The 22,227-nt window shown below is 44.0% G+C and carries 13 protein-coding genes and 1 tRNA gene; 3 read left to right on the forward strand and 11 right to left on the reverse strand.

Annotated features, from left to right (window positions below; translation table 11 throughout):
* Window positions 1-49: 49 nt before the first annotated feature.
* From G469_RS0106830 to G469_RS0106855, 6 genes are all read right to left on the reverse strand, one after another.
* Complete coding sequence (locus tag G469_RS0106830) at window positions 50-358, reverse strand: PTS fructose transporter subunit IIB (RefSeq protein WP_028264412.1); 309 nt, start codon at window positions 356-358, stop codon at window positions 50-52.
* A gap of 67 nt (window positions 359-425) precedes the next feature.
* A complete protein-coding gene (locus tag G469_RS0106835) occupies window positions 426-1,523 on the reverse strand; it encodes a PTS fructose transporter subunit IIC (protein ID WP_028264413.1) in 1,098 nt (365 codons plus the stop codon).
* Between the two features lie 259 nt (window positions 1,524-1,782).
* Window positions 1,783-5,412, reverse strand: coding sequence for a mucin-binding protein (locus G469_RS0106840; RefSeq protein ID WP_028264414.1), 3,630 nt, complete (start codon window positions 5,410-5,412; stop codon window positions 1,783-1,785).
* Between the two features lie 130 nt (window positions 5,413-5,542).
* Complete coding sequence (locus tag G469_RS0106845; RefSeq protein ID WP_028264415.1) at window positions 5,543-6,508, reverse strand: LPXTG cell wall anchor domain-containing protein; 966 nt, start codon at window positions 6,506-6,508, stop codon at window positions 5,543-5,545.
* Between the two features lie 186 nt (window positions 6,509-6,694).
* A tRNA-Val gene (locus G469_RS0106850) sits at window positions 6,695-6,769 on the reverse strand.
* Window positions 6,770-6,873: 104 nt separating this feature from the next.
* Window positions 6,874-8,529, reverse strand: a complete 1,656-nt coding sequence (locus tag G469_RS0106855) for an alpha-galactosidase (protein ID WP_028264416.1) — start codon at window positions 8,527-8,529, stop codon at window positions 6,874-6,876.
* Between the two features lie 113 nt (window positions 8,530-8,642).
* On the opposite strand from G469_RS0106855, the gene G469_RS0106860 reads away from it, so the two are divergent.
* The gene (locus G469_RS0106860) at window positions 8,643-10,025 is read left to right on the forward strand and encodes a M18 family aminopeptidase (protein ID WP_028264417.1); all 1,383 of its coding nucleotides are present in this window, start codon (window positions 8,643-8,645) and stop codon (window positions 10,023-10,025) included.
* 115 nt (window positions 10,026-10,140) lie between these two features.
* Here the strand turns inward: G469_RS0106860 and G469_RS0106865 are convergent, their stop codons facing one another.
* The 5 genes from G469_RS0106865 to G469_RS0106885 form a co-directional block, all read right to left on the reverse strand.
* Window positions 10,141-13,725 carry an exo-alpha-sialidase gene (locus G469_RS0106865; RefSeq protein WP_028264418.1) on the reverse strand — a complete coding sequence of 1,195 codons (3,585 nt, stop codon included), beginning with the start codon at window positions 13,723-13,725 and terminating at the stop codon, window positions 10,141-10,143.
* Between the two features lie 167 nt (window positions 13,726-13,892).
* Window positions 13,893-14,864 carry a glycosyltransferase family 2 protein gene (locus G469_RS0106870; RefSeq protein WP_035425431.1) on the reverse strand — a complete coding sequence of 324 codons (972 nt, stop codon included), beginning with the start codon at window positions 14,862-14,864 and terminating at the stop codon, window positions 13,893-13,895.
* Window positions 14,865-14,870: 6 nt separating this feature from the next.
* A complete protein-coding gene (locus tag G469_RS0106875) occupies window positions 14,871-16,580 on the reverse strand; it encodes a glycosyltransferase family 39 protein (RefSeq protein ID WP_028264420.1) in 1,710 nt (569 codons plus the stop codon).
* Window positions 16,580-16,948 carry a YccF domain-containing protein gene (locus G469_RS0106880; protein WP_028264421.1) on the reverse strand — a complete coding sequence of 123 codons (369 nt, stop codon included), beginning with the start codon at window positions 16,946-16,948 and terminating at the stop codon, window positions 16,580-16,582. The genes G469_RS0106875 and G469_RS0106880 overlap by 1 nt, the downstream gene beginning before the upstream one ends.
* Before the next feature lie 15 nt (window positions 16,949-16,963).
* Entirely contained in the window at window positions 16,964-18,004 is a 1,041-nt protein-coding gene (locus tag G469_RS0106885) for a glycosyltransferase family 2 protein (protein ID WP_028264422.1), read from the reverse strand.
* A gap of 139 nt (window positions 18,005-18,143) precedes the next feature.
* Between G469_RS0106885 and pfkB the strand changes: the two genes are divergently transcribed.
* Together pfkB and G469_RS0106895 are read left to right on the forward strand one after the other, a co-directional pair.
* Window positions 18,144-19,100 carry a 1-phosphofructokinase gene (gene pfkB / locus G469_RS0106890; protein ID WP_245579132.1) on the forward strand — a complete coding sequence of 319 codons (957 nt, stop codon included), beginning with the start codon at window positions 18,144-18,146 and terminating at the stop codon, window positions 19,098-19,100.
* A gap of 237 nt (window positions 19,101-19,337) precedes the next feature.
* A complete protein-coding gene (locus G469_RS0106895; RefSeq protein WP_028264424.1) occupies window positions 19,338-22,181 on the forward strand; it encodes a lectin like domain-containing protein in 2,844 nt (947 codons plus the stop codon).
* Window positions 22,182-22,227 lie beyond the last annotated feature (46 nt).

The raw sequence follows: 22,227 nt of genomic DNA on the forward strand, positions 1-22,227 counted from the left end.
ACGCCGCTTTTCTTACCGTTAAACGGTGGATATAGAAAGCTGCAAAGAATTAGCCAAGCTCTTTTTGAACCTTAGCAACAATGGCCTCGGCAGACTTAATTACCTGACCAGCAGTCAAGCGAATCTTAGGAAGTTTCTCAAAACGCTCGGCACCCTTGATGGGCATATCGGTAGTAAGGACAACTGCGGTTGCTTCTGCAATATCCGCATCAGTCAAAGCATCCTCAATACCAATGGAGCCCTGGGTTTCCACGCTGCAGTCTACACCAGCCTTTGCACAGGCCTTCTTCAGAGCTTCGGCTGCCATATAGGTGTGTGCAACACCTGAAGGGCAAGCGGTAACAGCAATAATCTTCATTGAGTAAACCTTCTTTGTTGCGAATGGTTATCACACTATGTGTGACGCTTACTTGGTTACGAGCTTATTAGAACTCAATCTGGATGTCCAGATCATCTGCATCTGCTGCAGAGTTAATCTCTTCTGCTACATAATCCTTCTTGAAGAGGAAGATAAGTGCCAAATACAGTGCAATACCTGCACATAAAGAGATCAGGTATGTAGCAATGGAAGTTACAGGAAGAACAACCAAGCCACCCCATGCAGCGTTGCAGTAAGTACCCAATGCACCAGCTACGCCACCTGCAAATGCACAGGAAATCACATTAATAGGAATCATACGACCAGGATCGGTAGTGGTGTAAGAAATTGCACCCTCAGTGATGCCACAAGCACCCATGACAATAGCGCCAATACCAGCATCGCGCTCCTCCTGGGAGAACTTGTTCTTAAAAATGAAGGTAGCAAGACCAACTGCAATGGGAGGTACGCAAATTGCCAAAGCAATGGGACCAAAGAATGCACAGTTGTTGCCAGCCATAACCTCGGTACCTACAACTGCCACACCAGTGGAATAAGCAACCTTGTTTACAGGGCCGCCCAGGTCAAAGCCAATCATGGCACCACAGATAATACCTACAATAATTGCACTTGCGCCACTCATGGAAGTAAGCCACTGAGTAAGAGTCTCCAGCAACCAAGCACAAGGAGCGCCAACTACGCAAATAATGATGGTGCCAACTACCAGCGAAGTGATAAGAGGAATAATCATGATGGACTTAAGAGACTGCATAGACTTAGGCAGTTGAACCTTCTTAAGTTGCTCTGCAAGCAAACCACAGAGAATACCGGCGATAATACCGCCGATAAAACCAGAGCCAACGGTTACGGCAAGCTGACCACAAATAAGTCCAGGAGCAATGCCGGGACGATCTGCAAAAGAAGCTGCAATGTAAGCAGACAGGACAGGAACCATAAGGCCTAGACCAGTGCCACCAATCTTGCTCAGTACATCAATAACAATGTTGCTTGCCTGTACAGAACCCTCAGTAGTTACCGAATTAAGCGACAACATTGTTGCAATTGCATACAAGATTCCGCCAGTTACAACGACAGGAATCATATGCGAAACACCATTCATAAGGTGTTGCTGAAGCTTCTGAGCTCCAGAAGTTGACTTGCCCATTAACATCCCCCTTTAAACACATTTACTATTTATTGCTCTTGTTTTTTCTTACTGTGTCCCCAATATATGTAGAAAATTTGTTTATGTCAACACAAATTTGGGTAAAAGGAAGAAATATTTTGCTCCTATGTATAAAAAATATTTAAAATACAAGCTTAACAATCTAAGCAATATAAACAATGTATAAAAATGAGCTGCTGGATACCTTTCCAACAGCTCATTTTTGCACTACAAACCTATTTTCGTGCTGTCTTTTGCACTATAAGTCTACTATTGACTTATATCTTTCTAGAGCTAATTGCACACGCCTCTGGTCATGCTTATCTTTCAAAACCCATGCAATGATTACAAGCACCGCGGATACAAACAAGATTGATGCACTGCCAACGGTACCATCTCCCATCTTGGGCAAAATCTTTGAGAGAACATCCGCCTGAGCATTGTTGCTAGTACCAGGCGTTTTATTGGTATGAGTTCCAGGAGCTGTAGAGTTATTGTTGGAATTGTTAGGAGTATCAGGAACACGAGGAGTGTTGGGATCCTGAGAAGTTGCTGCTACAACAAATGAGACTGTTGCAGCACCATCAGCAGATACAATTGATAGCGTATGGCTACCGGCTCCAAGAGTCTTAAGGTATGCACCCTTAATAGTTACCTCAGTACTACCGCTCTTGGACGTATAGTTAGCTGGATCTACAACCTCATTATCCATCCGAACTTCCTTAAACTTATCGTAAGGTGCTTCGGAAATAAACAAGACATCAGTGCCATCTATCGTTATGGATGTAGGCGCCTTAATCATCTTATAGTCAATAGGCTTTATCGCTGTATACACAACCTGTGTATCTTTTGCAGGGTCTTGTGGTGTAACCTGTGAAAACTCTGGCTTGTATCCAGGGACTTCAGGCACCGACATATCTGCCAAAACCTTTGTTGGATCATTTTGATCGTTTTCATAGGGCTTTGGCTCCACCCCCAACAAAGGCTTACCCTCTGTATCCACAGGGACAATACGTCCAACCTTTTTGTAGCTAACCTCAGCAGTTGCAGTTGGTTTATCAGGCGTTACCTGAGCACCTGGAACGTAGGCTTTATCGGCAATATATCCCTCAACAACAGGAGTGGGGACATCATTATAGGTATAGCTCTGTTCGTTCCAAATAGTCTTTCCTGTTCCTTCATGTCTCTTGCCGGTAAAGCTAAATGTCTCTTGGATATTTGCAGCGGGAGTCTTGCTATCAGCACCTGTATAGGTCACCGTCTGGCTTGTCTTCAGGCTTACTGGCTTAGCTTCGGCATCCCATTTATTTTGTTCAGATTCTTCTTTTGTAAGAACCTTTACCGTGAATTTGCGTTTTACTAGCACACCATCTTCGCCATTGCGCACTTCAAAGCTAAAGACATAGGTACCTGGCGTGACAAACATCTTATTAAGTGTATTTGGAGCTTCAGACTCAGGTACTGGAACAGTCCATGCACCCTTTGCATCCTTCTTAAGTAACTTTCCTTCATAAAGTTTTGTTGTCTTATATTTTGGGTTGTCCTCATCGTCGAGCAAATAAATATTTGCCTCATCAAAGCGAGTATTAGTAATACCAAGGGAGTTCTTCCATTCCCTTGTTATGGGGTGACCCCTATATTGGAAGAACTTTTCAAAGTTACCTCCGTCTGGTATTTCATTATTGGTGTCTTCCATTTGTTTTGTTAGTCTGTTGTACTTTCTAGCCATCAGACCAACTTTGTCATCAGCGTCTTTCTCAATGTAGTACGTATCACATTCGAGTTTTGTCGTTGTTGTCTTTTCAACTTCAGTAAAGTTAATTTTGAATTCAAGGCTTGACCATTTACCATCATCGCCTTTAGCCAATACTGTTCTTACAAGATAATTGTTATCCTTTGTTGGCTTATCGATAGGTGCATTGTCATCGTTATACTTTGAATCTTGCCAGATAATTTTTTTCTCGCCCTTAAATTCCGTAAGTGGAACACCCTTGCCATCTTGCATGACTTCGGTACGTGCCATGATTTCTTTGTCTATCTCGGCAATCTTGGCTGTCCTCAGAAGCTTATTCTCAGACGGTACGTTATTAACTACCTGCTGAGGAAGGGTAATTAGACTATCGGAGCCATCTTTGAGCTGCATTGCTAAGGTAGATTGAAATTCACTATTAGGTGCAATTTCCAGCGCTACGTCTTTTGCGTATCTTTTACCATCTACCTCAAAGAATGCCGTAAGAGTGATTTTTGCTCCCTCAGTGTCTTTGATTTTCTCAAATTCTGCTGCTTGCTTTTTATCATCATGACTTACAGCTATTGATTTGACCGTAGCAAAGTTGACGAAACCTTTTGCATTGCGGCTTCCATCTTGAAGCATAACTCCACATACACCCGCAGACCTTAGTGCTTCTTCGGGTGTCTTGATGCCCTTTCTAACCTTAATAGGGTCTGCACCTTCTTGGTAAGCTGGCGTAACAACCTCATATCTAGTTTGAGGAACATATTTCAAATCTTTTTTCTCAAAATTGAGCTTTCCCTTATCATCATAAATACGACCCAAGGGATAGTTATTTTCAAAAGAGCGCTGCAAATAGGGATCTGAGTTGACGCCACCATTGAAGTCAAACGCATACATAACATCGTAGGTCCACTTAAACGGCTCGGTTGCAGTGTCGTAATTTTCGTTTTGATCCCAAACTAAAAACTGTTTACCTACGAGGAAGTTTCCCTCGTCATCGGAAGCCGGTACGGTAACGGGCTTCTTCATTTCTTCGTCTGTTCTTAGGAAATACTTATAGCAAAAATGCTGTGGTGTAGGCCATGAATTTTCGTAGTGAATATGAGTTTCACTCGAATCGCCCGAAATATCGGCGTTATACCATTTATCGCCTATCTTTATTTGATTCCAGCCATGGTTTGCACCATATTCGCTGGTATCCATACCCCACCTACCACCTTTTTTGGCGGTAGCAACAGCGGCATTCATGTTGTCAATATATTCCTGCTTAGAAGCATCGTTGTTATACACATACGAAAGCCCCTTGTAGCCACGTACCATTCTGGTATCAAGACCTACTCGATTTGCAATGCGTGAATAGAAGAGGAAGAAACCCTGGCAGACGCTTTCCCCTTCAAACACGGCTGTACTCATAGCATGACGCTCGTATTTGTCTTCTCCAAGGTAAGCCTTGTTTCCATAGTATGGTTTAACATTCTTGATTACATAATCATGAATGAGCATGGCTTTTTTGAGATCTTCGACACCCTTTGCATCCAAATGATTTTGCTTAATCATCTCATCTGGAATCTGCACATTCTTAGTCTGCTCAGTTACCCATGCAGCAATTTGATCTACCCGGTCTTCCATCTCTTCAGTGTGATTTTTAGGAACCGCATACTCAAACGATACAAGATGACGATATATATCATGAGCTGGGTCGATAAGCTCAGACTCTATTTTCCAATTACTTAAATGCTTGAGATATATGCCATACGACGCATTGTAGATAATGTCTTCTATTGCGTTTTTTGCAAAGTCTTTACTGCCAAAGAGTACTATACCAGGCTGCCCTTCAGAAGCAGCTTTTATAAAATATTCTTTTGCCTCTTGATCAGATGGAAGATGGTTTGAGGTTGTACTGCTATAATCCAAAATTTTTGTAGGATTGTTAACATCAATTTTATTCTGTGCATATTGCATGAGATCGGCACTTGGCTCAAAGCGCTTACCAGTACTGGCAATCTTTCCGATTGTCTGTTCCGTCTCGGCAACTTTTGAATCTATACTTTGCGGTTGAGCAAAAATTGATACTGGACATACATTAAGGACAAGTACACAGACGAGCACAAATCCTACGATTTGGCGCCAGTGAACCCTCTCCTCACTTCTCATTGCACATACCTCTTTTCGCAATAAACTTGTTAGCAAGATACAAAAACTTCGATGAAGGGGCACCCTTGGGACAGAGAAGTCTCAAGGGTGCCCGCATAAAGACAACCTTACTATGTAACTCTAAAGTCTTTTAACTCAGGCTATTTTCTTTACGCCCTGTAAATCCAAAGACAAGACCAATGCAACCAAGGGTGCCTAAGAGATAAACTACCTGAGACGTAGCATCGCCTGTTGCTGGAAGTACTTCTTTATTAGTAGATTTCTTCTGTTTTACAACAGGATCTTTGGCATTTGCGTGAGCTGCAGAAATCTTCTTGAGATTTGCCTTTGCTACCGATAAATCTTTTTTAGCATTATCAGCATTCTGCTTTGCGACCTGCAATGCTGCATTAGCTTGAGCTGCAGCATCGTTAGCTTTATCGCGTTCCACTTGTGCCTTATCGAAATCTTTCTGAGCCTGCTCTTCAGCTGCAGTAGTTTGGGCAACTGCATTACGTGCATCAGCAAGTTTGGCTGCTCGAGCATCTGTTTCTTTATCAGCAGCATCTAATTTTTCATATGCTTCTTGTACTGCTTTATTATTTTCTGGCGTCGGGTTAGCGTTCGCCTTTTTTACAGCCTCATTAACCGCATTTTGTGCATCATGCCATTTTTTGATGGCGTCATCAAGAGCAGCTTTTGCGGCCGTCTGAGCTTGCACAGCAGCGTTTTTAGCATTTACAGCTTGATCATACGCAGTCTGTGCCTGATTAAACTCAGCACTCTTAGCTGCAGCCTGCTGGGCAGCAGCGTCTGCATCCTTTTGAGCTTTTTGTAAATCGCCTTCGGCTTTCTTTACAGCAGCAGCACACTTGTCTACTACCGACTGCGCCTCGGTCTTCATTGCACCGAGTTCCTTTTTGGTTTTCTTTGCAAGGTCAGATTCATTAACAGGCTGCACGCCACTATCGCCTGTTTTAGCTCCAGCAACTGCAACTGCTGGAACTCCTAAACTCACATCCCATGCAAAGGCCAAACGAGCCGGAGTTACTGATGCAACAATAATGCCGGCTAATAGTACAGCACTTCCCCGCTTTAAAGTAGACTTCATTTTCATAACAAATCACCTCTTTATCACTACTCTACACCATTATCTATATAATTTTTCAAATAATATAACATTGTAATTACGTTTAACGAGCGCTGAATATACGCTGATATGAAGTTTTTTGATGGCAGATTAGCGACCAAGAAAAATAAGAAAAAGGTCAGGCGGAAAATATACCGTCTGACCTGCTGTTTTTGGTGGGCGATACAAGATTTGAACTTGTGGCCTCTTCCGTGTCAGGGAAGCGCTCTCCCCCTGAGCTAATCGCCCGAATACGCTACAAACCGCAGCGGAGGTAACTATACGACAACAACGCTTATTGTGCAAGACAAATTATGCGATTCATCTGCCAATCGCACTTATCCCACAAGCAGTTATTTGACAATGCCATGATGTGCAGCAAATTGCTTAATAGCTCTGCTGTATGCCTTTTTCTGCTCTTCTGTCCATGTACCAATATTGCCCGCAACTATAAGCGCCTGGGTATTTCTTGTAAAAGCATCAACCACCTGATTGTAGCGAGTTTCTTTAAGTACAGAAGCATCGTTAAACACCAATACACCAGGGTCTACACCAAACGCATGCTTATTAAGACTGTTTCGTGCTGTAATAGTACGAACAGCATGCTTGGTACTTTTGCGTTCGTGTGTATTCAGACGGCCAAACATACGACCATCCCAATCGTTGCTCGCACCACAAGATATTTCACAAAAATTAGCGCGACCAATGGCACACGACAATGGCGTAGCTCCCAATGAGATAAAACACTTCTCGCCAGCCGCCTTACGAATGGTATCGAGAGCCGTGCAGGTAAGCTGAGCTCGATTGTGACCTCCATGGTCAATAAGAGCTGCTGCATAGGTGTAATCAATCTTGAGATACTCAAAACCCCAGCTGTGAACCGCCGTATGAACTACCATATTGATATAAGCCTGAACTTCTTTATTGCACACATCCAACGCATATAGACCACCATTGTTGGCGCTCACCTTTTGAGGCTTGCCCTCAATATTGGTAAGAACCCAATCGGGATGGTCACGCAAAACTAGAGAATCTTTTTGAGCCACAAAGGGTGCCAACCACAAAGCTGGACGTAACCCTTTAGCTCGAATTGTCTGCGCAATATTCTCTATACCGCTGGGAAATTGCTCTAGATTGGGTGTCAACCAGTCTCCCACTGTGCAGTAACCCTCTCCCAGCTGGAAGATTTTATCGATACCACGCAAATGTAGGGGCAAGCCTGACAAGAGCTCTGTAAAACTGTTAAGGCTTTTTTTCACACCAGTTTCACTCACATCCGCCAAACGTGTTTGCTCAGAGGCTTTAGTAGGATGTGTTACACCATCATAACTGGTGGAATAGCCAATAGTAGGACGTGCCTTGAGCGGACGAGTTACATAGCGACCAAGCCAGCGGCGCGTTACATTTTCTAGTGTGCCACTCAAAACACACAGGCTTAAAATATCGTAATCTACGCCAGGCTCCAAGGCTGCGGCAGACGGCTCTTTTTCAAAGGTAAGGAGCTCTTTTGAAGCGTTTTGACGGATTAACGTAAGACCATCATTTTCATCCAAAGATCCAAAAAGCGTAACCTGAGAACCACGGCGCACATAACCATAGGTAAAACCATGTTGATGACCAGCAAGTGAGTCTTGTTTTACAAAGCGATAGTCACCAATCACATCCGCAGCAGTAGCGTTAATAAGAGAACGTGGATAAAACGGTAATGCTTGGGTCTTCCCAAGAAGAGGTTGCTCATAGCAATCTGTATCTGACTGATACCCATTCATAAAGATGGCTTTGGCACCTTTTTGAGGCATCTTAAGAACCATGGTGAGCTTATCAATAACTATCCATTTTGTTGGCACAACATGAATATGCCATTCGTCCTTTTCTGCTTGGACATAAAAACCAATCTCACGTGCAAATGACACAGGCCTAGCCACGCGATCGCTGCCCAAAAAAAGCTCGTAACGAGCGCGTTCTCCTGGAATATGATAGGTAAGCGTCACCGATTGCAATGGATTCATGTATAAACTCCTTAGTTTGCCGCACATATTTTACGTGTTGCAGCTTTGAAGGCGCAAGGTGCACCCTATTGGTGATAGGCTTTTTACAAAACCACTCGCTTTTGGAGGTAGTTGTGGACAGCGTTACCACTTCCCAAAAACTTATTGCTTTTATTCAAGATTCACCAAGCATGTTCCATTCGGTAGCAACTATTTGTAAAATCCTTGATCAACACGGCTTTGTTTATTTACCTGAAAGCGCTGATTGGTCCAATCTCGTTAAAGTCGGTGGAAGCTACTACACAACGCGTAATGGATCGAGTGTTATTGCCTGTAAGATAGGCGCTTGTGCACTAAAAAATCTTTCTCGTAAAACTACCTTACATACTGCAGAGAAATCCCAGGATACAGCACCCTTTCACTTTCAGATTGTCGCCTCACATAGCGATTCTCCCACTTTTAAACTCAAAGCCCAGCCTACGCTAGAGGGACCCGGTTCTTACATACGCCTGAGCGTGGAAGGCTACGGCGGCATGATTAATTCCACCTGGCTGGATCGTCCCCTAGGTCTTGCCGGTCGTGTGCTTATACGCACACAAAGCGGTATTCAAAGCCGCTTATACAGCTCCCATGCAGATGTTGCGCTTATTCCTAATGTTGCTATTCACCTTAATCGCGATGCCAACAAGGGCTTTGAATACAATCACGCCGTGGATCTCTGCCCGCTTTTCTCGGCAGGAAAGCTGGAAGAGGCCGATGTTATGCGCATGGTTGCTAAGGGTTTAGGCGTAGATGTATCAGACATTGTGGCGCATGACTTGTACTTAGTAAATCGCCAACGCGCTTGTGTATGGGGTGCAGCAAGTGAATTTGTGTCCTCTCCTAAACTAGATGACTTGCAGTGTGCTTTTTCTTCTGTTGAAGCTCTAATAAGCGCAGGTAACGAGAATACCATTAGTGTGATGAGCTGCTTTGATAATGAAGAGGTTGGCTCAGGCACTAAACAAGGCGCACTTTCTACCTTATTGCACGACAGTCTGCTCCGTCTAGTTTTGAGCTTAGGGGCTAACGAGCAGGACTATTTACGAGCGCTCTCTGCCAGCTTTATGGTGAGTTTTGATAACGCTCATGCTGTACATCCTAATCATCCAGAATTGCATGATGCCACCAACCAGTGTTTCCTTAACAAAGGTATCGCCATTAAGGAATGCGCTAGCCAGAGCTATACAACAGATGCTTTTAGTCGCGCGGTCTTTGTTACACTATGCGAAAAAGCTGGTGTACCTGTGCAGCTCTTTGCGAATCGTTCTGATAGAAGCGGTGGATCTACCTTAGGAAACCTATCCAATATACAAGTAAGCATGCATGCCGTAGATGTAGGCCTACCTCAGCTAGCCATGCACTCTAGCTATGAGACTGCTGGTAGCACGGACACAAACTATGCCATTGTGGCATTGAAGAAGTTCTACAACACTAATGTGATAATCGATGGTGCCAGCAGTGTTAAGCTGTGCTAAGACTTACTAAGACTTAATGCGCTGAAGATAAACCTGTTGCATTAAAAGAGCGTCGGCATACAATCTTAGATGCTAACGCTCTTTTTTAATACATGCGAATAACTAGTTTATGTACCTACCACGTAAACTTACTACTGTTTTTTCTTACTGCATAGCCAACCACACCAACAAGAACACCAAGGGCCATTACAGAAACTACCGCTATAGCGGAGCTGTCACCTGTTTTGGGCAGTACCTTTGCACTAGCACCAGGCTTTTTGTTAGGCTTAGCGCCAGGAGCTATAGAATCGGTATTGATCTTATCAGACTGTTGGAAAGTATCAGATTGGCCAGGTTGATTTGGATTGGCAGGAGCTGACAGTAAGGCAAATGCTACCGTTGCAGCACCGTCATTGGATACGATAGCCAATGTGTGGTTACCAGGCGCAAGAGTCTTAAGATAAGCACCTTTAAGAGTTATTTCTGTACTACCACTCTTGGAGCTGTAGTTGGATGAATCAACTACCTTACCATCTATGCAAACTTCTTTAAACTTATCATAGGATGCCTCAGAAACAAACAGGATATCAGTACCATCTGCCACTATGGACGCAGGAGCTTTAATCATCCTGTAATCGATGGGCTGAGGTGCAAGCTTTGCAAGAGCAAGTTTTGCCGCATAGAGCTTACGAGCGGTCTCATCAATTGTAGCCTGGGCGGCTTTTGCCACTCCCTCATCCTCATACGTAGAGCTACCTTGGGCCACTACGGTCTGGGCATCCTTAAGCATTGTCTGGAAAGCTGACCATGTCTGCTTAGTAAACTCACTTTGCTCGATAAGAGAAAACTCTGTCACCATCTTTTCCAAGCCGATTACCGAGGTGGTATACAGGTCGCAATCCTTCTTGTCTCGCTTATGGAAAAGTAAGAAGTTAGTTGCTTCGGTGCTTACATAATGCTGACTAGTAGCAGCATGAGCAAGATAAAGCTTAGAACCATTTACCTCGCGACTAATGGTATACAAGCCTTTATCTGCATCAACAGCGGTCAAGGTTAGTTTTTGAGCATCAGAAGTTACCGGAGCCTTAGAACCAGGCTGAGTGACGTTATTGAGGTTAAGATACTTACCTACAGCGTCATTACCAGCCAAGGTATAGCCTTCAAAATCAGAACCAGTAATAGTCCAAAGCTGTGTAGTAGCGGCAAAACCAGAGTTCAAAAACAATTGATTATTGAATACGCGCCCGCCAACCTGATCGGTTGTATTCTTACCATATGCGTAATACAAAATACGTGCGCTATCTTCATGGAAAATCGCATAACTGTCACCAGACGTAATACCGTTAGTTACCAAATCATAGGTAGTACCCGCATTCTGATGTTCCTTAGAAAGAGTGTCAGCAAAGCGCTTGGGTATAACAGTGGTCTTACCGTCTTGTACGGTTACCTCTACAACAGCAAAGCGTTTAATGTTACCAACCTTGACGGTTGCATATACATCTGCCGTACCTGCAGTTTTAGCCGCAAGAATGCCATTTTCTACAGATACAACCTTGGGGTCTGTAGACTCCCAATCCAGTAGAGCATCTGAAGGGCTATACGTAGGCTTAAGTTCTAATTTATCGCCTGTCGTGAGATCTGCATATTTGGTATTTAAGCTGATGGAAGGTAATTTATCTGCATGTTCCACCAACAGCCAACCCTCACCCAGCATGTCAGCAACACTTATCTGAGCGTATTCAATGGTATTGGTAGTGGGGCCATACTCGTAAAGCAAACCAAACTGGTCCAGCTCGGGCAGCTGTGTTACGCAAGAGTATGCAAATGTGCCGTTGCCCCTAAATTGCTTTTGGTCAGACAGCCAAGTTACACTGCCCTTCTCATCCATATATCCAAGACGAATAACACCAAGGTTACGTTGAACTCTAGGATATGAAGCAAGAATCACATGGTCGTAAATCTTATTGTCAGGGCTTACAAGGACACCTTTAATATTGATAAAAGAAACCATGCAGCCGTTACCAGGGTTAGTGCTCTCCAGCGCATTGTCACGATGGTTAGGACCCCATGTTATGCCACCATCAGAAGAATCCGCATAGCTGATATAGTTAACCTTATTACGAGAGTACATGCGCAACTTACCGTCGGGTAATGCAACGATTTGCGATTCACTGGTCTTGCCTACACCATTTACCTGCGAGTTAAGATCACCACGCTGCCACGTTTGACCGTTGTCATCGGAGTAAATGGTGCTTGCGTATTCCTCCCCGCGAGAATTGTCATACAACGGAAAAATAAGACGTTCTTTACCCTTGTACTCAAAAGACAGACCACGACCAGGACAAACACCCGTGAATCTCTCACTCACGCTCTTCTTGATGTTTAAGAATTGGGGGTCACCCCATACTAAACCATCATTAGTAACAGTTGCCGTACGATGCATGATATAAAAAACAGGAAATGCCTTCCATTCGCTATTAAGGAAGAAAAGGTTCTTCTGAACAGACTTAGAACTGGAAAGCTGTTGACACATATCGGGAACAATATTATTGCCCTCACTGATATATATGTTCAGCCAAGCATCAACCCACACTCCGGTATTCTCGTTAGTGTTCTTATCACAGATGGGATGCAGCGTAACGGTCTTCTCACCCACTATCTTAGGTTCACCAGCTGTGTTGAGATCAACATAGTAGCCATATTGGTCTACCGTTTTAGGAGCGCTCTTGCCCACAGCAGCCTTAGCAACAATCATACGGCCTTGATTATCAAAACCAGTAGAACCAGAACCCATTTGATTGCCATGCATAAGACCAACATAAGCAGGGCATGCATCTACAACCATATGCACCTTGCCATCGGCAGCTTGCATAATGGATGGATCAATAAAAGAAGCACTGCTTTGACTAGTTGCAGTATGTGCCATATCACCATAATAGTTGGTTACTTCCCAGTTCCAGGTTTTACCACCATCTTTGGATAGGCTCACAATGGTATCTAGATTTTGAGGAGAGTCAGCAGAGGTACGCCAGCGAATATCAGAAGCTGCCAAAATCCAACCATTAGAAAGTGTAGTTAAAGAAGGAATACGGAAGTACTGACTGCCAGTCTCGTGTGTAGAAAACGGCTGATGAGCACTTGTACCCGCAAAATGAGTCTGCGCCGGAGCGGAAACTACCGCAGTCTTCTTATATAATCGCATGCCATGCGCACGAGAAGACGAGAAGAAATTGGTTGGTCCAGCCTCATCAAAGCTCAGAGCCATACCGTTCGCACTAAAAGCATACGTTTTTACGGAACTGTCAAATACAACGGTAAGTACAACTGGCTCAACAGAGGTATGGATATTCTTGCTGGTTGCAGTACGTAGATCAAGATAGTAACGAGAATCAACAGACTGGAGGGTAAAGCCGTCACCCACTTTTTTGGCAATCCACTCCTGACGAGACGCAGAAAAACTCCCATTGAGTGTCAGGGTCTTACCTTGAACACTACCTGTAACCTTATCTGTATCTCCAGATCCTGTATGATATAAAATTCTATTACTTCCTGCAGAAGAAGCGTTGGTGTACAGTGCATATGTTGCACCATCATCAAGGCCATCTTCATCCAAAACATACTCGTAGCTCGTAACAGCAAGAGCAACGGTAGGAATAGTACCTAACACCACTCCCATAGCTACCAAAAGAATTAGAGCCCAAGGATTAAAAATCTTTTTCACCAGCCAGCCTCCCTTGTATATCGAATACAAAAGCATGACATGAGCATGACATGACTTACTCAGTCATTACTTATACGATACTGAGGCTTTACATACTTTTGACTAGAGTTTAATTGGATTTAGGCGAGCGGTATTCAGTTGTTTAAGAGTTTTATGAAGGCAAAATACTAATGCTTATTATTCTTTTGCCAATCCTGCTTACTGGTCTCTTTTATCAAATAGACAGGTCGGCCTTTTACCTCTAGGTAAATTTTGGATAAATAGAATCCGATAATACCCAAACCAAAGGTAATGACACCTGTCGCCAACAAGATAATAGCCATTAGGGAAGGCCAGCCCGAAACGGGATCACCATACAATCCAGCGCGAATAACAACAAATAAAAGAGCAAGCAGCGCAAAAGACGATGCCATAGCGCCAATACCCATGAGCATTTCGAGTGGCTTTACGGTGTAAGCAACAATGCCGTCAAAGGCGTAGTGTACCAAAGACCAAAAGGACCAGTTAGTCTCTCCTGCCGCACGTCCTACATTGGTGTACTCAACCCATGTAGTAGGATAGCCCACCCAACCAAACAAACCTTTAGTAAAGCGGTTGTACTCTCCACACGATAAAACTGCCTCAACAAAGCGCTTGGTCATAATGGAAAAATCACGCGCTCCATCACGTAAATCCAAATCTGTCAAACGAGACATAAGCCCATAAAAACGCCGAGCAAACCATGAACGAATGGGTGGCTCACCCTTACGAGACGTACGACGTACTGCAATGCGATCATACTCACCCGTGAGGGCTAAATCACACATATGTGGCAACAAGTTAGGTGGGTCCTGCAAATCTACATCCATAACTGCAATTAGATCACCAGATTGTACTGCAGCTTGTAAACCAGCTAAAAGTGCTGCTTCTTTACCAAAATTACGAGAAAAAGAAAGATAGGAAACCTCAGTATGTGCCGCTGCTAATGCTCGTAGCTTAGCCAAGGTACGGTCTCTCGAGCCGTCATCTATAAACACGTAGCGCAGCTCTACTCCACGTTTTGCAAGCTCGTCAGTAGCAATGGCTTGCGTAGCTGTGTAAAACAGCTCTACCGTTTGCTCCTCGTTATGACAAGGAACAACAATAGATAAACGAATCATATTAGGCTACGACCTCTCCAAAATAGAAATGGTCCACATGTTTGACTTGTAAGGACGCCAAAACGTTTTTGATTCAATAATAGTCGCATCCGTTTGACGAGCAAACTCTTGCGCATAGTGGTCATCATTACCATTAGCAACATAAATCATACGACCATGTTTGGTTTTAGCATCTGCAATTACGTTGTCTACCAGCTTAATCGAAGGCGTATATGCTTCATACGCAAGCTTTTCGGTAGGAATGGTAATGGTAGCCTCGGGTACATATATAGATAGCGGAGCTGCAGCAACAATGTTGTCTCCTATGTTACCAGCTGCATACACCGGTACTGGTGTTCCATCCTTGGTATACACCACATCACGATAGTAATCAACAACTGCCCAGTTATACCAGTCATAACTGCTATTGCAAATCTGTACCTGATTAACAATGCCCAAAAGGGTATAACTAACCACGGCTACACCAAGCAAGACCTTTTTGCCGAGAAGCCCTGTGTGAGTGGGCAAAGCATTTGATGAAGCACTTGCGATGTTATCCGTATCATATTCTATCAGCTTGGCAAAAAGCACTGCGAGTGCCAAACACGCTGCACCTGCCACGCAAGACAGATAACGCGCCTGCATAATGGATTGATGAATAGCAACAGATAAACCCGCGGATAACAAAATAGTGCTATATAACATTATTAAAGGCATGCACAACTTACCAGAAAGGCAGGCCACAAACCAATTACCTTGTGAAACAACACTACAAGCGCGCTGTTGCTTAAAACCCTTTACTGAACTAACGCCATACACAACTGCCGCCAGAACAATGGAAAATAACAGCGCATAAAACGCTATCCGAGGAATAGGTCCTAGAGCTGTGGGATCATTGTGATTAACGATGCCGTTAATGGCCACCGTTCGAACCGGAAACTCTAAGAATTCATAGATGGTTTGCGGAAAGTAAAACTCAATCCAGTAGTCATGAGAAACACCTTTGACCTGTGACATCATGGCATGAATCCAAGGTAGATAAGCTAGCACACACACAAAGGCTCCCACAACAAAGTTACGCAAAGCCTTATAAGCTCCTTCTACCTTTCTTGACAGCACATAACCAATAGTAATCAGCAATACAAACATGCACGCAAAGGCAGCTATAGCTGCATAGTAATGTGTGTACGCAGAAGCTAAGGCAAAACCAAAGTTAATAAACCACCAGGAGTGAGGAATACGTATTGTAGCCTTGTTGTCCAGCAATGCTTTACAAATACGCGCAGTATAAATGAGCACAACCATAGTAAATACAGCCGCCCAAGAATACATACGTATATCAACTGACTCTTGCATGCCCCAAGGGCTCATAAGTGAAAAGAAACAAAATAAGACAGCAGTGACAGCGCCATAATCTTTGCGAATATGCGTCCATCCCATCAGTGCTAAAACAGCGGTTCCTACAAGCGAGAAAAGACGCATAGCAAGAATGCTTTTACCAAACACCATATATACAAGATGCAACATCCAGTAATACAAAACCGGATGCACATCTGCAGCACCAATACGCCAAATATCAAAGAATGATTTGGTAGCAAGACCTACAGAGTAGCTCTCATCAAACCAAATCTGACCATTAAAAGCATCAACTACATTTACCGCTATGCCCACTACATATACAAATAAAAAGAGCGTTAACGCTCCTTGTTGCTTTATCCAAGAGATAAGCTTTGCCATTACAAAACCTCAGCACCAAAGGGAGCAAGAGAAAGCTGAGCCATCTTAAAAAGCTGTATACCAAAAGGAATGCCCACAATGGTCAGGCAATATAGTAATCCTACTATAAAGTAGTACAGCGCCATTATAAAGCCACCGCAGATAAACCAAATAACATTGGCTAGCATACTTACACTCGATCCATTCCAAACAATCTGGGATCCAAAGGGCATAAGGGTCAACCGCGCCATCTTAAAGGCTTGTATTCCCAAAGGAATACCTATTATTGTGCAGCAAAATATCACACCAATAAGTAACCAGCCAATAGCAGTGGTAATACCGCCCAAAATAAGCCATACAATATTGCCTACTAATTGTCCAAAGCTCACAGCAAAACCTTATCTTTAGTTAAACTTTACAACTTTACCAGCAATACGATATCCACCCATCGTAAGCTTTGTGCCCAGCTTAGTAGGAAGATTTGTAGCTACACCAACAATGCCCCACCGGCAACGACGATATAGACGATAGTCATATTCACGCAAATCATTCCACAGCTTTGCCAACTCATCCATAGCATCCTCATGGTCGGACAGTTTGGAAAAGACCGAACAAATCGCCATCATAATAATGAAATAATTGACCATATAGCTGCGCAACTTCACAGACTTAATATCCTTATACAAATGATAAGACTTCATCATAATGCGTGTCACGCGCACCTGCTGATCAATACGTCCGGCCATGACCGTCTCGTTAACTGACTGATCTTCTCGGCCAATAAAATATCGATACAAATCGACATCTAGATAATACAAACGCTCACAGCGAGGTAGAGGCACAAAAGCATAAATGTTATCTACATAAAACGTATGCGCAGGCAGTGGTGTGCCACCATTAGCACGCAAAACATCCGTACGATAACATAGCGAATGCATAAGAAGGTTTTGCCACATATGAAAGTGTCCAACCTCGTTCCATGCAAAAATCTTATCTACCGGCAAAATGCTACGGTATGACACAAAGTTACGCGTACTATCCGCAGTGTGCTCATAGACATAGTTAGAAATAACGAGGTCAAGATGTTCGTTATCTGTCTCGGACTGACGCAGCTTGTCCAACAAAGCTGCCAGCGCATCTTTATCCAGCCAGTCATCTGAATCTACAACTTTATAAAACGTGCCATCTGCTGCTTGCAAACCAGCCAATACGGCCATACCATGACCGCCATTAGGTTGATGAACAGCACGAATAAGCTCGGGGTACCGCTGCTCCCACTCATCTGCCTTCTGAGCTGTGTTATCACGCACAGAGCCATCGTCCACAATAATAATCTGAATATCTTCGGCGTACTTTGCACCCTCCAAAATAGATGTAATGCATCGATCCATATACTCAGCCGAATTAAAGCATGGAATGCCAAAACTCAAAATTTTTTGTGTCATTATGTCTCTTTATCGTCGGTTATAGGACTCGATTTTCCTATCTGAAAAATCGTCTGTGGTTTATTGTACCCGAAGTGATTTATTGTGCCTGAAGTGTTTTACTGCGAAATATGTTCATCTGGTTACACCAAGAAAGTGTATGGCGGATAATAGACACGATAAGGACAGCTTCTACATAAGGCTGGTAAGTATGATTTACACCGTCACTTTTAATCCTGCACTGGACTACGTTGTTCGCCTAGACAAGCTTATTCCTGGCGAAATTAACCGTGTACACTACGAAAATGTTATGCCTGGTGGTAAGGGTATTAACGTATCTATTGTGCTGGGTAACCTGGGGCATACTTCCTGTGCTCTTGGATTTACCGCTGGCTTTACCGGAGAAGCTTTGGAAAAATTGGTTGCTGCACATGGCTGCAAGACCCAATTCATCCACACGCAAACAGGTATGACACGCATTAATGTTAAGGTTAAGGCTAGCGAAGAAACCGAGATTAACGGCATAGGCCCTCATATTACTGCCGCAGAGCTGCAGCAATTATTTAGTCAACTCGATCAGCTAACTGCCAAAGACATACTTATTATTTCTGGTAGTGTTCCTCGCGTATTGCCCTCTGATATGTATGAGCAAATTATGGCTCGTCTAGCAAATCGTGGCATAGAAATCATCGTAGATGCAGAGCTTGATTTGTTGCTTAACGTACTGCAATACCACCCCTTCCTTATTAAGCCCAACAATCATGAGCTGGGAGCCATCTTTAATGTGGAACTCACAACTCGTGATGAGGTCATCCCATATGCTAAAAAATTACAAGAAAAAGGTGCACGTAACGTACTCATTTCTATGGCCGGAGAAGGTGCTGTATTTGTTTCCGAGAAGGGCGAGCAATTTCAATCTCCCGCACCTAAGGGAACCTTAGTTAATTCCGTTGGCGCAGGTGACTCTATGGTTGCGGGATTTGTTGCTGGCTGGCTTGAGAGCAATGGAAATCCCACGGTTGCTTTTCGTACTGGTGTATGTACTGGTTCTGCAAGTGCATTTTCTGCAGATTTTGCCACACGAGAAGAAGTCAACGCACTACTTGCAACGCTGTAGCATCACCGTTTGTTTTATATAACAACCGTTTAACAATTTTATATAGCTGAAAATTTATACACTAAAGTTCATTTTTATTCATATAATAAGATGAATTATGTTTGTTTATTCATTTTGAGGAATAACAATGTTAGATTTAATTATCATCGTTCACCAAAATACATAGTTTTTGCTATTTCATCCGTGTTACATATCGGTAGTACGAGTTTTTATCAATCCTTGTTTTGAGGAGGCCCGATGAACGATCGTTACCGTCTTAAGGTTCTTAATGCAAAAGCGAGTATTCGCGCTTGGTCTAAGCGTCGCACTCTACATGCTATTGCTGCTGCAGCTTTGGCCATTCTGCTTTCTTCACCTATGGCAGCTCACGCAGTAGAAGCAATTTCTACCGAGTCTGTAGCCATCAACGCTGACTCCGTAGTAACCGAGACCACTATCCTTGCTAATGATGAAGACGAGAAAACAGACGAAATACTGGCCGAGGCGGTAACTACCGCAGCAGATCCTGTTGCTACTACAACCACAGCCGATCCGGCTTCTACAACACCATCATCCGATGCAGACACAAATCCCACTTCTGCTCAGCCTGCACCAAGTACAACACCTGCTCAACCTGTAACAAATACCACCCCTGTAGCCGCTCCCGCAACTCCCAAATCTGATTCTGTAGTAGATAACACTAACTCCTACGGCACCAAGATTATTTTTGACTTTAATGGTGACGGTAAAACCGATGCAGAGGACTGGAAGGCATACCTTAAGTGGATGCACGACTTTAAGCCTTTTGACTTTGATCTCCAAACCGGCGACTTAGGTGATTCTCATAACGGTGGCGTTCAAATTACTGGTGCTACCCAGCTGCTTGTTAATGGTCAAACCCGCAGGCTTGATTCCATTGATACCAACCTGGATATCACAAACATTACGCGTTATTACCTCAACAACATCAAGCAAACAACCCCTGTTAAAAACCAAAGTCCTTTTGGTACCTGCTGGGCATTTGCTTCGATTTCCGCCCTTGAATCCGCCATTCTTAAAACGCAGGGTGGTGCAGCTGCACAGGCATACAATCCACAAGATCATCTTCATCCTCTTCTTTCCAATCTCGAAGATAATGGCGTAGATCTCTCCGAGTTGTATCTTGCGTGGATGGCCTATGACCTGCAGTCTTCCGGTAGCCAGAAGGGCGAAGGCGAAGTAGACGTTCTTCCTATTGACGAAACACCCGATCGCATGGACTGTGGTGGTTGGGCAACAATGGCTCAGACACTCTTTACTGGATGGCAAGGAATTGCTACCGAGAAGGCCCAGCCCTACTGGCCTAAGGGCATTGATATGACCTTTGAGAACTTCCTCAAGATGCGTAAATGGCATGATAACTGGAGCTTGTACACCGATCAAAACAACAAGCCTACCGAAGGCCAACCAGGCGTACATGTAGACGGCGTATATTACTTGCCTAACCCCAACAACCTAGTTCCCGATAAGAACGATCACCTGGTATGGAAGGGCTACAACACAGAGGCCGATACTACAAAGCTTATTAAGCAAGCACTTGTGAAGCATGGTGCTGTTCAGATTGGCTACGGTGCTGATACCTATAGACCTGGACAGCCCGCTAAGTCCGATTACTTTAACGGCGATCACTGGGCACAGTACTGCGATGCAACCAATGTGGAGATAACCCACGCAGTCACCATTGTTGGTTGGGATGATGACTTCGATCCTGCGAAATTCCAGGCTGGTAAGAACAACGTTGCTGGTCTTAAGAAAGGCGCTTGGCTGGTAAAGAACAGCTGGAACTCTGCCGACTGGTTTAAGAAGAACTTCAATTTAGATGATGCAGCTGCAGCTCAAGCAGCTAAATGGGGCATTGTTAACGAGAAGGGCGAGCACACTGGTTATTTCTGGCTGTCCTACTACGATCACTCCATCAACACTCCTTCGTTCTTCTCGGTAGATTTGGAGAAGGATGGCTTTGACTACGATAACAACTACTCCTATGACTTCCTCATCAACCAGTCTCAGTCTCCTTTTGTGCTGCGCACTGCCGATCAGGGCACTGAAGTCTCTAACGTATTTACCGCCAATGAAGACGAAACCTTGCGTGCAGTTTCTGTTCACACGGGCGAGCCTAACTCCAAGGCCACAGTAAAGGTATACGTATACGAAAATATGGATGCCTTTAAGGACAATGACCCCACCAATGATGGTAAGGCTGTCATGGAATTTACCTATGACGCCGCTATTGCTGGCATGCATACCGTTAAGCTTCCTCGTGCATTGCAGCTCAAGAAGGGTCAGATTTTTGCTATTGTCCAAAACATTACTGGTGTAAACGATGATGGCACCATTAACTCCTACCTCAACCTCGAGACCGGCATGTCGCAAAAGGCTCAGTTCCCCGACAAGAACGATGCTGCAACCAAGGGTCGTGCTATGGGTTACATCTGGTCTACAGTTGTTGCAAATGATGGCGAGACCTATGTAAAGATTTATACCGAGAACGGCTACAAGTGGGTAACCCCCAAGGAGATTGGCACGCTCATTGGTAATGACGAGTACTTTGAGTTTGGCAATGCCTTGATTAAGGCCTTTACCACCAATGGTCATGACGATGCTGATCTCATGAACTATAAGATGGAGAAGGAAACCCCCAAGGTCATTAAGGGCGAGAAAGCCGTATTTGTATCCGAGGCTCCTTTTGTACTGTTTAAAGAAGTGCGCGTAGACGGCAAGGTTATTGATCCTTCTAACTACACCGCTGTTGAAGGCTCCACCGATGTAACACTTTCTGCTGCCTTTATTAAGACATTGGCTCTAGGTGAGCACACCATCGACATTATCTCCAACGATGGTATGGCAAGCGCTAAATTTACCGTTGCCAATCCTGAAGTTACTCAGCCCGATACTACCAAGCCTGAGGCCACTAAGCCTGCAGTAACACAGGCAAAGGCTACTAAGGCTTCTGCTGCTCTGCCTGCAACCGGTGATGCCACTACTACCATTCCTCTGATGGTAATGGCCATGGGTGTAGCAATTGCTGGCTCTGGCGTTCTTGTTCGTCGCAAGAATCAGTAAGGCAGAGTTCTAAAGAGCAACAAAGCTGGCACCGCAACTCAGTACT

Source organism: Atopobium fossor DSM 15642 (assembly GCF_000483125.1).
GTDB lineage: Bacteria > Actinomycetota > Coriobacteriia > Coriobacteriales > Atopobiaceae > Atopobium > Atopobium fossor.

Excerpts from the sequence above, each read along its gene's own strand:
- G469_RS0106845 (WP_028264415.1), bottom strand. The coding sequence starts at position 6,508 with ATGAAAATGAAGTCTACTTTAAAGCGGGGAAGTGCTGTACTATTAGCC.
- G469_RS0106840 (WP_028264414.1), bottom strand. The coding sequence starts at position 5,412 with ATGAGAAGTGAGGAGAGGGTTCACTGGCGCCAAATCGTAGGATTTGTG.
- pfkB (WP_245579132.1), top strand. The coding sequence starts at position 18,144 with ATGGCGGATAATAGACACGATAAGGACAGCTTCTACATAAGGCTGGTA.
- G469_RS0106830 (WP_028264412.1), bottom strand. The coding sequence starts at position 358 with ATGAAGATTATTGCTGTTACCGCTTGCCCTTCAGGTGTTGCACACACC.
- G469_RS0106895 (WP_028264424.1), top strand. The coding sequence starts at position 19,338 with ATGAACGATCGTTACCGTCTTAAGGTTCTTAATGCAAAAGCGAGTATT.
- G469_RS0106870 (WP_035425431.1), bottom strand. The coding sequence starts at position 14,864 with ATGATTCGTTTATCTATTGTTGTTCCTTGTCATAACGAGGAGCAAACG.
- G469_RS0106885 (WP_028264422.1), bottom strand. The coding sequence starts at position 18,004 with ATGACACAAAAAATTTTGAGTTTTGGCATTCCATGCTTTAATTCGGCT.
- G469_RS0106855 (WP_028264416.1), bottom strand. The coding sequence starts at position 8,529 with ATGAATCCATTGCAATCGGTGACGCTTACCTATCATATTCCAGGAGAA.
- G469_RS0106835 (WP_028264413.1), bottom strand. The coding sequence starts at position 1,523 with ATGGGCAAGTCAACTTCTGGAGCTCAGAAGCTTCAGCAACACCTTATG.
- G469_RS0106875 (WP_028264420.1), bottom strand. The coding sequence starts at position 16,580 with ATGGCAAAGCTTATCTCTTGGATAAAGCAACAAGGAGCGTTAACGCTC.